This window comes from Glycomyces sp. NPDC048151 (genome assembly GCF_043202775.1).
In the GTDB taxonomy this organism is placed as follows: domain Bacteria; phylum Actinomycetota; class Actinomycetes; order Mycobacteriales; family Micromonosporaceae; genus Glycomyces.
Genome location: NZ_JBIDBB010000005.1, coordinates 557,860 through 569,818 on the forward strand (window position 1 = coordinate 557,860; position 11,959 = coordinate 569,818).

Genomic DNA, 11,959 nt, shown 5'->3' on the forward strand with positions numbered 1-11,959 from the left:
GTTCGTGAAATCGTTCTTAAGAACGTTCTCAACGACGAGGACAGGGGCCGCCCATGCCTGCGAAGCGATCGAGCCTGGCGCTCGTGGCCGCTCGCGCCGGGGTCTCGGTCGCCTCCGTCTCGCGAGTCCTCAACGGGGGCTCGGCCTCCGAAGAGCTGACCCGCAAGGTCCGCGAAGCGGCCGACGCCCTCGGCTACGTCCCCGACGCCAGCGCCCGCACCCTCCGCACCGGCCGCACCGACCAGATCGCGCTGGCCGTCGCCGACGTCGGCAACCCCGTCTACGTCCAGATGATGCGGGCCGTCACCGGCGTGGTCGCCAAAGCTGACTACCGTCTCGTGGTGTCCTCCACCGGAAGCGACCCCGGGGACCAGATCGACCTCCTCCGCAGCCTCAACCGCGGCTACGCCGACGGCCTCATCCTCAGTCCACTGCGGATCACCGCCGAACTCGTCGACGCCATGCGGTCGAGCCGCCTGCCCATCGCCGTCATCGGCTCGCTCCCCGACGACGTCGCCCTCGACAACGTCCGCGCCGACTCCGCCACCGGCATCGGGCTCGCCGTCGAGCACCTGGTCGCCTGCGGACGCCGCCGCATCGCCCTCGTGAACGGCCCGGTCGACACCGTCCCCGGCTCGTCCCGCCTCGCCGGATACCTCGCCGCCGCCGACCGCTTCGACCTCCACGTGAAACCCGAACTCCAGGTCACCGCAACAGGATTCACCTACCGCGCCGGACGCAAGGCCGCCGCCGAACTCCTCGCGCGCTCCACACCGGACGCGATCGTGTGCGCCAACGACCTCCTCGCCGTCGCCGCCCTCAAAGAGCTCGCCGCCGCCGGTGCCCGCGTCCCCGACGACGTCGCCGTGGTCGGCATGGACGACACCGACGCCGCCGAACTCGCCACGCCCTCGATCACCAGCGTGGACCTCGGCTCCGCCAAACGCGCCGCCGCCGCGGCGAAACTGCTCGTCCGCCGCATCGCCGACCCCGACACCCCCGTCCGCAGGCTCGTCATCCCCCCGAGCCTGTCGCTCCGCGAATCGACCCCGCAGGAGACCGCCCGATGACCACCCCTCCACCCGTGCGCCGCAGGCGCTCCACCGACGGCCGCGACGCCTGGCTCCTCGTCCTCCCCGCGCTCCTGCCCGTCATGATCTTCAGCGTCTACCCGCTCGTCTACGGCGTCCTCCTCGGCTTCACCGACGCCGAAGCCGGACTCAACGCCGAGACGCACGCCAACGGCCTCGCGAACTACATCGAACTCGCCGGGAACGGCCTCTTCTGGGAGTCGTTCAAGATCGGCCTCATCTGGGCCTTCAGCGTCACGATCCTGCAGTTCCTCGCCTCTCTCGGCCTGGCCCTGCTCCTCAACCTCGACCTGCGGCTGCGCTGGCTCGCCCGCACCCTCGCGCTCATCCCGTGGGCCATGCCCCCGGTGATCATCGCGATCATGTGGCAGCTCATGCTCAACCGCAACTACGGCCCCGTCAACCGCGCCCTCGACGCCATCGGCCTCCCCGGCGACACCAACTGGCTCGGCGAGGCCTCCACCGCACTCCCTGTCGTCATCATCGTCGGCGTCTGGGCCGGGATGCCCCAGACCACGATCACGCTCCTCGCCGGACTCCAGTCCGTCCCCGCCGAACTCGGCGAGGCCGCCGCGATCGACGGCGCGAGCACCTGGCGCCGCTTCTGGCACGTCACACTGCCTTCCCTGCGGCCCATCGTCATCGCCATCACCACCCTCGACCTGATCTGGAACTTCAACTCCTTCGCGCTGGTCTTCGTGCTCACCGCCGGAGGCCCCGGCGGGACCACGATGCTGCCGAGCCTTTTCGCCTACAACGAGGCCTTCCGCTACGGCAACTTCGGGTACGCGGCGGCCATGGGCAACGTCATGGTGATCGTGATCGGCGCGTTCCTGTTCCTCTACCTGCGCGGCCAGATGCGGAGGCGCCTCCAATGACGACAGTTTTTAAGGGGGCACAGCCCAAAACGATGGGCCGCAACCGGCTCGCCCGCCCCCTCCAGTACCTCGCCCTCCTCGCCTACATGTGCTTCCTCGGGTTCCCGCTCGTGTTCCTCCTGACCACCGCGTTCAAGACCCCGCAGGAGCTGCGCTCGCCCGACGCCGGGCTCCTCCCGCAGCAGCTGAACCTCGACAACTTCACGTCGGCGATCGACAAGGCCGACCTCTACACCGCCGCCGGGAACAGCCTCCTTGTCGCGGTCACCACCACCGCGATCGTCACCGCCGTCTCCCTGCCCGCCGCCTACGCCCTCGTCCGCTTCCGCACAAAGCTCCGGGCCGCCGCGACCGGCTGGATCCTCCTCAGCCAGGTCTTCCCCTTCATTCTCATCATCATCCCGCTGTTCCTGCTGCTCAAGGACATCGGACTCGTCAACACGCTCCTCGGCCTCGTGTTCGTCTACGCCGTCTGGGCCCTGCCCTTCGCGCTGTGGATGCTCCAGGGCTACGTCGCCGCCATCCCCGTCGAACTCGAAGAGGCCGGCGCGGTCGACGGCGCGAGCCGCCTGAAGACCCTCGCCCGGATCGTGATGCCCCTCCTCGCCCCGGGCCTGGTCGCCACCAGCCTGTTCACCTTCATCAACTCCTGGAACGAGTTCTTCTTCGCGCTCGTGCTCATCCAGGACCCGGACATGCAGACGCTGCCGCTCGCGCTGGCGCGCTTCCTCGGCGCGGAGGGCCAGGTCGAGCTGGGCCAGCTCGCGGCGGCGGCGCTCCTGTCGTGCATTCCGAGCCTCGTGTTCTTCCTGCTCATCCAGAAACGGCTCACGGCCGGACTCCTCAGCGGCGCGGTCAAGGGCTGATCCCCTTGCCCGCCCGTGCCTACCGAAAGAGAGAAACCATGCGCACTCGCAACAGCGCCGTCGCGGGCGTACTGGCACTGCCACTAGCGCTCACCGGCTGCTCCGCCTTCGGCGTGGGCGGCGACGACACCGAAGGATCGACGCTCACGTTCCAGTCGCTGGCGTTCCAGGACACGACGATCAAGGCGACCGAGGAGATCGTCGCCGCCTGGAACGAGGCGAACCCGGACACGCAGGTGGAGCTGGTGCAGGGCAGCTGGGACAACGTGCACGACCAGCTGGTGACCCAGTTCCAGGGCGGCACCGCGCCCGACGTCATCCACGACGAGTCGGCGGACATCATGGGCTTCGCCGAGCAGGGCTACCTGGCCGACCTGGGCCCGCACCTGAGCGAGGACGTGAAGGGCGCGGTCTCGGAGGACGTGTGGCAGTCGGTGACCGCCTCGGACGGGTCGGTCGTGGCCGCCCCGACCCTGCTCCAGTCCTATGTGGTGTTCGTGAACACGGACGCGTTCGCCGACGCGGGCGTGGAGATCCCGGCGGGGGAGTCCCTGGGCTGGGACGAGTTCCAGGCGCTCGCAAAGGAACTGACGGCCGACGGCACTTACGGTGTCGGCTGGGGCATGCAGCAGCCGACCGCTGCCGTCATGAGTCTCTCGCTCGGCTTCGGCGGCACGTACTTCTCGGGTGAAGGCGACGCCGTGGAGATCGCGGTGGGTGAGAACGAGCTCGCCGTGCCCGAGCGCATCCACGCCATGGCCTACGATGACCAGTCGCTCGACCCGGTCTCGCTGACGCAGAGCGGTTCGGACGTGCTGCCGGGCTTCTTCGACGGCAAGTACGCGATGTACGTCGCGGGCAACTACGTGGCCCAGCAGATCACCGAGTCCGCCCCGGAGGGCTTCAACTGGAGTGTCCTGCCGCCGCTCGCGGGCACTGCGGGCGCGGCGCAGGCCGCGAACCCGCAGACGATGTCCGTCGCGGCCGAGAGCGACGACGTGGAGGGCGCGGCCGCGTTCATCGATTTCTTCATGCAGGCCGAGCACCAGGCGAAGCTCGCCGAGGGCGACTGGCTCATCCCGGCCTCCAGCGCGGCCCGCGACCAGGTCGCCCAGAACACCGCTGGTGAGAACGGCTGGGAGGCCATCCTCACCTCGGGCGAAGGGCTCACGGCCGCGCCGTTCCAGTCCGCTGTGACCTATCCGCAGTGGAAGGACCAGTACGCCACCCCCGCCCTCCAGCAGTACCTCGCCGATGAGATCAGCGCCGAGGAGCTGTCGACGCAGCTCACCGACGGCTGGAACGAACTGGGCTAGCACGCGTTCCGCCGGGGCCGGCGCCCCTCGGCCCCGGCGGACCCGACACGAAGGAGACCTATGGACACCTTGCAGGACAAGGCGACCGGAGCCCTCGCGGGAGCGGCGGTGGGCGACGCGCTCGGCGGTGCGGCCGAAGGGAACACCCCCGAGGCCATCCAGGCCCGCTACGGCGGCTTCATCGAGGGCATCGTGCCCCCGTTCCTCGAGGACTGGCGCAACGCCCGCCCGATCGCCCCGTACCACAAGGGCGACGGGCACATCACCGACGACACCTTGATGACCACGGCCCTCGTCGACGTGTACGCGGCCGTACGGGACCACCTCGACGCGCACGCGATCGCCGAGCACCTGGTGCCGCTCCTCATCGGCGACAAGCGCTGGATCCCCGAGCTCGAGTCCGAGGCGCTGCTGCTCCACCGGATCTTCCTCGCCGAGAAGTGGCTCGTGACCCGCCTCCACTACGGCCACATCGACCCCCGCGAGGCCGGGGTCGGCAACATCGTGAACTGCGGCGCGACCATGTACGTCGCTCCGGTCGGCATCGTCAACGCCGGGGACCCCGACGCGGCCTACGCCGAGGCGGTCGACATCGCCGGGGCCCACCAGTCCAGCTACGGCCGCGAGGCCGCAGGCGTTTACGCGGCGGCCGTCGCCGAGGCCATGCGCCCCGAAGCCGATGTGGACTCGGTCGTCGCGGCCGCGCTGCGCCTTGCCAAGGACGGCACCCGGGACGCCGTCGCCGCCGTCGCCGAAGCCGCCCAGGGCATCAGCGACTGGCGCACCGGCCTCGCCGAGCTGCGTCGTGCCGTCGAGCCGTTCGACACCGTCGGCCCCGACTACCGCGCCCCTGCCCGGGACGCGCGCATCCCCAGTCGCACCAAGGCCATCGAAGAACTCCCCGTCGCCATCGGCCTGCTCATCGCCACCGGCGGCGACTACCGCGAAGCGGTCCTCGGCGCGGTCAACTACGGCCGCGACTCCGACTCGATCGCCGTCATGGCCGGGTCGATCGCCGGAGCCCTCGGCGGCCTCGAGGTCGTCCCGGCCGAGTGGATCGCAGGCGTCAGCGAAGGCTCCCGCACCGACATCACCGCCACGGGCCCCGTGATCGCCGCCGTCGCCCGCGACGTGTGGGCCGCCGACGCCGAACGCGCCGCCCGCGTCGCCAAGGCCCGCAGCGCTTTCGCCGGAGCCGCCGCATGATGCGCCTCTCCTGGACCCAGCCCGAGGACCTCCTCCCGCACGCCCTCGCCGCCGCCGACCTCGACGGCCGCGACACCGCCGACATCCGCGAACGCTGGCTCGCCGCGGGCGGGAACGCCGACCCCGCCGCGAGCGGCGCCTCACCCGAGCCCGCGCCCGAACCGCTGCGCGCCCTCGCCCGCGAACTCCTGAGCGCGCTCGACCGGATCCCCGACCCCGAACACCTCCTCGCCGACGAACCCGACGACCTCACCGGCACTTTCGCGAACGCCGCCGTCCCGCTCCTGCCCGACAACGCCCCGGCCGACCGCGCCGACCGCGTCCACGGCGCGTGGCTCGGCCGCGCCGCCGGGTGCCTCCTCGGCAAGCCCGTCGAGAAGCTCCCGCTCGAAGGCATCCGCGCCATCGCCCGCGCCACCGGCAACTGGCCCCTCCACGCCTACTTCACCGAACACGGCCTCGACCCCGCGACCGCCGCCCAGTACCCGTGGAACCGACGCAGCCGCCCCACCAGCCTCGCCGAGAACATCGACGGCATGCCCGAGGACGACGACCTCAACTTCCCGCTCATCGCCCTCCACCTCCTCGAACGCCACGGCCGCGCCTTCACCACCGCCGACGTCGCCCAGGCCTGGCTCGACCTCCTCCCCGCGGGCCGGGTCTTCACCGCCGAGCGCATCACCTACCGCAACCTCCTCGACGGCCGCGAACCCGAGACCGCGGGCCGGGTCGGCAACCCCTTCCGCGACTGGATCGGCGCGCAGATCCGCACCGACCTGTACGGCTGGGCCAGCCCCGGCGACCCCCGCGAAGCCGCCCGCCTCGCACTCCAGGACGCGCGACTCAGCCACGGCCGCAACGGCCTCTACGGGGCCGTCTTCACCGCTGCCGCCAGCGCCGCGGCCGTCACCGGCGCCTCCGTCGCCACCAGCATCGCCGCCGGTCTCGCCCTCGTCCCGCCCCGCAGCCGCTACGCCAAGGCGATCCGGCGCGGCCTCGAACTCGCCCACGGCGACCTCGGGGACGAAGCCGCGATCGACCTCCTCCACGACGAGTACGGGCACCTCCACTGGGTCCACGTCCTGAACAACGCCGCGCTCCTCGCGTTCGCCCTCGCGCGCGGCTCCGGCGACTTCGAGCGCACCGTGACCCTCGCCGTCTCCGGCGGCTGGGACACCGACTCCGTCGGCGCTACCGCAGGCGCGATCGCGGGCGCGGCGACCGGCGCCGGGAAACTCCCGGCTCACTGGATCGCGCCACTCGACGACCGGCTGGCCACGTCTGTGCCAGGCTTCGCAGGGGCGCGTTTCACCGCCCTAGCGATTCGGACAATGGAGGTATCCCAATGAGCGTGGTCGTCATCGGAAGCGCGAACCTCGACCTGGTCTACGAGGTCGAGCGCATCCCCGCCCCCGGCGAGACCGTCCTCTCGCGCGGCTCCGCGTCCTTCCCCGGCGGCAAAGGCAACAACCAGGCGATCGCCGCCGCCCGCGCCGGGGCCGACACGAAGTTCATCGTGGCGCTCGGTCGCGACGCCGCGGGCGACCGCCTCGCCGGGCAGGCCCGGAACGCCGAGATCACGCTCCTGGACCGCCGCGTCGACGCCCCCACCGGCACCGCCGTCATCTTCGTGGACCGCAAGGGCGAGAACTCCATCGTCGTCAACTCCGGCGCGAACGCCGAACTCGTCGACCTCACCGACGACGAGCTCGCCGAGATCAGGGCCGCCGACGTGCTCGTCCTCCAGCTCGAGACGCCGCTCCCGACCGTCACCGCCGCGATGCACGCCGCCCGCGCCGCCGACACCGTCGTGGTCCTCAACGCCGCGCCGAGCGGCTCGTTCCCCGTCGAACTGCTCAGCCAGGTCGACGTGCTCATCGTCAACGAGCACGAAGCCGCCGAGCTCGCGGGCGAACCGGCCGGGACCGGCGAGCGCTCTCTCATGTCCGTCCTCACCGCCCACGGCTGCGACGTGGTCATCACCCTCGGCTCCGAAGGCGCGTTCGTCGGCGGCCACGGCACCGTCCCTGTGAAGGTCCCCGCGTTCCCCGTCGACGTCAAGGACACCACCGGCGCGGGCGACGTGTTCGTCGGCGCGTTCGCCGCCACCCTCGACCGCAACACCGACATGGAGCGATCCCTTGTGGAGGCCACCGAGTTCGCGACCGCCGCGTCCGCGCTCGCCGTCCAGCGCCGAGGCGCCGGGCCCTCCATCCCCACAGGAACAGAGGTGCACAAGTTCCTTGCCTCCCAATGACTTCAACCCGCTAGTCCCCAGGCCGCTCGACCTGCCGACCCACCTGCCGCCCGGCGGCCGGATCGACCCTGACGAAGGCGACGTGGCGAAGATCTTCGCCGCCCCGCCCGACCCCGCCGACTGGCCCCGCTGGCGGGCCGACCTCGCCGCCTGGCGCGAGGAGGCCCGTCGGCGCCTCGCCTACAGCGGCGCCGCCTACGAGCACCCCGAGACCCGCTGGGCCGCCCGCGCCTACGCCGTCGCCCAGGTCTGGCTCTGGGACGAACGCCTCTTCGACCACGAGCACCAGCGCTTCACCGTCGAAGCCTTCCTCGACTCGACCGCCGACCACGGCGGCCTCGACGGCCTCGTCCTCTGGCACGCCTACCCCGTCATCGGCATCGACGACCGCAACCAGTTCGACTACTACCGCGACATCCCCGGCCTCGCCGACCTCGTGGGGGAGTTCCACTCCCGGGGCCTGCGCGTCTTCATCGACTACAACCCCTGGGACACCGGCACCCGCCGCACCGGCCGCACCGACGCCGAAGCGCTCGCCGCTCTCACCCAAGACCTCGGCGTCGACGGCGTCTTCCTCGACACCCTCAAAGAAGGCGACGCCGCCCTCACCCGCGCGCTCGCCGCGACGAACCCGCCGCAGGTCCTCGAAGGCGAATCCCGCGTCGCCAACCCGCGCGTCGAAGACCACCTCCTCAGCTGGGCCCAGTGGTTCGCCGACTCCGCAGCCCCCGGCGTGCAGCGCGCGCACTGGTACGAGCGCCGCCACATGATGCACTCCATCCGCCGCTGGAACCGCGATCACAGCGGCGAACTCCAGTCGGCGTGGATGAACGGCACCGGCATCCTCGTGTGGGACACCGTGTTCGGCGTCTGGGTCGGCTGGAGCGAACGCGACAAGGCCACCCTCCGCCGCATGCTCCGCGTCCAACGCGCCGCCGCCGAGATCCTCATCGAAGGCGAATGGGCGCCCCTCGAAGGCGCGAGCCCCGAAGCGATCGACGCCGGCGTCTACAGCTCCCGCTGGCACCTCCACGGCATGACACTGTGGACGATCATCAACCGCGCCGACGCCGACTGGACCGGCGACCCGCTGCTCGCCAAGGGCGGCAAGCGGTACGACCTCACCGCCGGCGCCACCGACCCCGCCCAAGTCACCGTCCCCGCCAGGAGCCTCACCGGCATCCTCGAACTCGCCCCCGGCACCTCCGAACCCGACTGGCTCGCCCCACTCCTGGAAGCCGCCGCCGCAGACCCCGGCTCGGCCGACGCCCGCTTCCCCGTCCGCACCGCCTTCCGCACCATCCCCGCCCCCTCCGCGACCCCGGGGAGCGGCATCCGCGTCGAACCCGGCTCCTACCGCCTCCCGGTGACCTACCGCCGCCGCGAGACCGGCTTCTACCAGGGCGCACCCTACGTCGAGGAGTGGAAGCCCCTCCCGCCCCGCCTCCACGACGACCGCGAGGCCCGCATCGACGTCACGATCCGCCGCCCGGTCGCCGTGGCCCCCACCGAAGTCACGGCCGCCGAATACGCCCGCTTCCTCGCCGAAACGCGCTACCGGCCCCTCGTCCCCAACCGCTTCCTCCACGGACCCCACGCACCGGACGGCCCCGTCGCCGACGTGTCCCTCCAGGACGCCCGCGCCTACGCCGCCTGGGCCGGAGCCCGCCTCCCCGACGAGTTCGAATGGCAGCTCGCCGCCGCCCAGCCCGGCTTCCACCGCCGCACGCCACTCGTCTGGAACTGGACCGAGAGCGAGCACTCCGACGGCGTCACCCGCTTCGCGATGCTCAAGGGCGGCAGCGACTACCGCGCCGAAGGCTCCGACTGGTACACCGACGGCGGCCCCCAGGAGCCCTCGTTCAGCCTCAAATACCTCATCCCCGGCCTCGGTCTCGAACGCTCACCGAACATCGGCTTCCGCCTCGCCTTCGACCTGGAGGAATGATGACCGCACCCCTCGAAGGCCTCAAGGTCCTCGACGTCTCCACCCTCTTCGCCGGGCCCATCGCCGCCACCTTCCTCGGCGACTTCGGCGCCGACGTCGTCAAAGTCGAACACCCCGCCAAACCCGACGCCGCACGCGGCCACGGCCCCTCCAAAGACGGCGTCAACCTCTGGTGGAAGACCCTGGGCCGCAACAAACGCGCCGTCACCCTCAACCTCGCCGACCCCGCAGGCGCCGACCTCCTCCTGCGCCTCGCCGCCGACGCCGACGTCCTCATCGAGAACTTCCGCCCCGGCACCCTCGAACGCTGGGGCCTCGGACCCGACGCCCTCCACCAGGCCAACCCGCGCCTCGTCATCGCCCGCGTCACCGCCTTCGGCCAGACCGGCCCCTACGCCTCCCGCCCCGGCTTCGGCAGCCTCGCCGAGGCCATGAGCGGCTTCGCCGCCCTCACCGGCCAGCCCGACGGTCCGCCCACGCTCCCGCCCTTCGGCCTCGCCGACGGCGTCGCCGCGCTGGCGGCCGCCTACGCGGTGCTCGTGGCGCTGCGCGGCGTCGACCGCGACGGCGCGGGCCAGGTCATCGACCTCGCGATCATCGAGCCGATCCTCATGCTCCTGGGCGGCCAGATCACCGCGTTCGACCAGCTCGGGATCCTCCAGGCCCGCTGCGGGAACCGCTCGGTCAACAACGCGCCCCGCAACGTCTACCGCACTGGGGACGGCGACTGGGTGGCCGTCTCGACCAGCTCCCAGTCGATCGCCGAACGCGTGATGCGCCTCGTCGGCCGCGCCGACCTCACCACTGAGCCCTGGTTCGCGTCGGGGCACACCCGCGCCGAGCACGCCGACGAACTGGACGACGCGGTCGCTGCCTGGATCGGCGCCCGCCCGACCGCGGCGGTGATCACCGCGTTCGAGGACGCCCAGGCGGCCGTCGCCCCCGTCTACGACGTGCGCGGCGTCCTCGCCGACCCCCAGTACCGGGCGATCGGGACCGTGCTCGAGATCGACGACGAGGACCTCGGCCCCGTCAAGATGCAGAACGTGCTCTTCCGCCTCTCCGCCACCCCCGGCGCGGTCCGCTGGCCCGGCCGCCGCCACGGCCAGGACACCGACGCCGTGCTCGCGGAGGCGGGCGTCACCCGCGAGCAGCTGGACCTGCTGCGCCAGAAAGGGATCGTATGAACCCCCTCACCGCCCTCTATGTACCCGGGGACCGGCCCGACCGGTTCGACAAGGCCGCCGCCTCCGGCGCGGACGTCGTGATCCTCGACCTCGAAGACGCCGTCGCCGACCGTTCCAAGGGCAGGGCGCTCCAGAACGTCGTCGCCTGGCTCGCCTCGCCGCCGCCGGTCGCGATCCAGGTGCGCGTGAACGCCGGTGCGGCCCATGAGATCCGGGCGATCCGGGAGACCGGCGCGCAGGTCGGCCTGCGCATCCCCAAAGTGGACGAGGCCCGCAAACTCGACGCGATCGCCTACCTCGCCGACGGCCTCCCGCTGACCGCGCTCATCGAGTCGGCGCGCGGCCTCGAAGCCGCCGCCGCGATCGCCGCGCACCCGGCCGTGCACGAGATCGCCCTGGGCGAAGCCGACCTCGCGAGCGACCTCGGCAGCACCGACGACCTGGTGCGCGACCACACGCGCATGCGCCTCCTCGTCGCGGCCCGCTCGGCCGGGCTCGCCGCCCCGATGCTCTCGGCCTACCCCGCGATCCAGGACCTGGACGGCTTGCGCGCCGACACCGAGCGCGGCCGCGCCCTCGGCCTGCGCGGCCGTGTCGCTGTGCACCCCAAGCAGATCCCGGTCATCAGGTCGGTCTTCGCTCCCTCAGAGGAGGAGCGCGCCTGGGCCCGCGCCGTCATCGAGGCGCTCGAACAGGGCGGCGTCGCGACCCTCCCGGACGGCCAGATGGTCGACCCGGCGATGCTCGGCCGCGCCCATCGCCTCCTCAATCCCTAAGCGGCATAAGCGAACCGCGTAACGCTTGTTCAGCACGATTGAACAGGACCGCTTCCGAACAGGGAGTTCACTGGCGCTGAAGCGCCATTCAGTTCTTCGGCATTGTCCATGTCCCGATCCCTTTCGCACAGTGAAGGCGAAAGGCCGTGCGACGCGACGGCACCACCTGTCAGGCCCCTCCGCCCCCGCGACAGCGGCAGGACAGTTCGGTGCAAGCGCGTACGGCGAAGCTCTACGACATGGAGAACAAGCACATGCCCACCGCCACTGCGGAAGCGACCACCGCCCCGACCAAGGGCTTCGTCGCGAAACTGCTCGCCGACAAGCACTCAGTCCCCTTGTCCATCGCCCTCCACCTCGTCCCCGGCGCGTTGATCGTCGCCGCTTACGCCTGGATCGGTGCGCCGATCTCGCGCGCCATCGGCGCCCCGATC

General features: G+C 71.6%; 10 protein-coding genes and 1 pseudogene. All 11 read left to right on the top strand.

Going from position 1 to position 11,959, the window contains the following annotated elements; all coding sequences use genetic code 11:
- The first annotated feature begins 53 nt into the window (after positions 1–53).
- Complete coding sequence (locus tag ACGGCP_RS15050; RefSeq protein WP_392966269.1) at positions 54–1,070, top strand: LacI family DNA-binding transcriptional regulator; 1,017 nt, start codon at positions 54–56, stop codon at positions 1,068–1,070.
- A complete protein-coding gene (locus ACGGCP_RS15055) occupies positions 1,067–1,969 on the top strand; it encodes a carbohydrate ABC transporter permease (RefSeq protein ID WP_392966272.1) in 903 nt (300 codons plus the stop codon). The genes ACGGCP_RS15050 and ACGGCP_RS15055 overlap by 4 nt, the downstream gene beginning before the upstream one ends.
- 32 nt (positions 1,970–2,001) lie before the next feature.
- Complete coding sequence (locus tag ACGGCP_RS15060; protein ID WP_392966275.1) at positions 2,002–2,835, top strand: carbohydrate ABC transporter permease; 834 nt, start codon at positions 2,002–2,004, stop codon at positions 2,833–2,835.
- A gap of 38 nt (positions 2,836–2,873) precedes the next feature.
- Positions 2,874–4,151, top strand: coding sequence for an ABC transporter substrate-binding protein (locus ACGGCP_RS15065; protein WP_392966277.1), 1,278 nt, complete (start codon positions 2,874–2,876; stop codon positions 4,149–4,151).
- A 60-nt stretch (positions 4,152–4,211) separates the two neighbouring features.
- Complete coding sequence (locus ACGGCP_RS15070) at positions 4,212–5,357, top strand: ADP-ribosylglycohydrolase family protein (RefSeq protein WP_392966279.1); 1,146 nt, start codon at positions 4,212–4,214, stop codon at positions 5,355–5,357.
- Positions 5,354–6,706, top strand: coding sequence for an ADP-ribosylglycohydrolase family protein (locus ACGGCP_RS15075; protein WP_392966281.1), 1,353 nt, complete (start codon positions 5,354–5,356; stop codon positions 6,704–6,706). The genes ACGGCP_RS15070 and ACGGCP_RS15075 overlap by 4 nt, the downstream gene beginning before the upstream one ends.
- Positions 6,703–7,614 carry a ribokinase gene (locus tag ACGGCP_RS15080; protein ID WP_392966284.1) on the top strand — a complete coding sequence of 304 codons (912 nt, stop codon included), beginning with the start codon at positions 6,703–6,705 and terminating at the stop codon, positions 7,612–7,614. The genes ACGGCP_RS15075 and ACGGCP_RS15080 overlap by 4 nt, the downstream gene beginning before the upstream one ends.
- Entirely contained in the window at positions 7,601–9,562 is a 1,962-nt protein-coding gene (locus ACGGCP_RS15085) for an SUMF1/EgtB/PvdO family nonheme iron enzyme (RefSeq protein ID WP_392966286.1), read from the top strand. Before ACGGCP_RS15080 ends, ACGGCP_RS15085 begins: the two co-directional genes overlap by 14 nt.
- Positions 9,559–10,749: a CaiB/BaiF CoA transferase family protein gene (locus ACGGCP_RS15090; protein WP_392966288.1), complete on the top strand. Its 1,191-nt coding sequence runs from the start codon at positions 9,559–9,561 to the stop codon at positions 10,747–10,749. The genes ACGGCP_RS15085 and ACGGCP_RS15090 overlap by 4 nt, the downstream gene beginning before the upstream one ends.
- Complete coding sequence (locus ACGGCP_RS15095) at positions 10,746–11,525, top strand: HpcH/HpaI aldolase/citrate lyase family protein (protein ID WP_392966291.1); 780 nt, start codon at positions 10,746–10,748, stop codon at positions 11,523–11,525. The genes ACGGCP_RS15090 and ACGGCP_RS15095 overlap by 4 nt, the downstream gene beginning before the upstream one ends.
- 209 nt (positions 11,526–11,734) lie before the next feature.
- Positions 11,735–11,959: pseudogene (locus tag ACGGCP_RS15100) on the top strand (hypothetical protein); the annotation flags it as partial.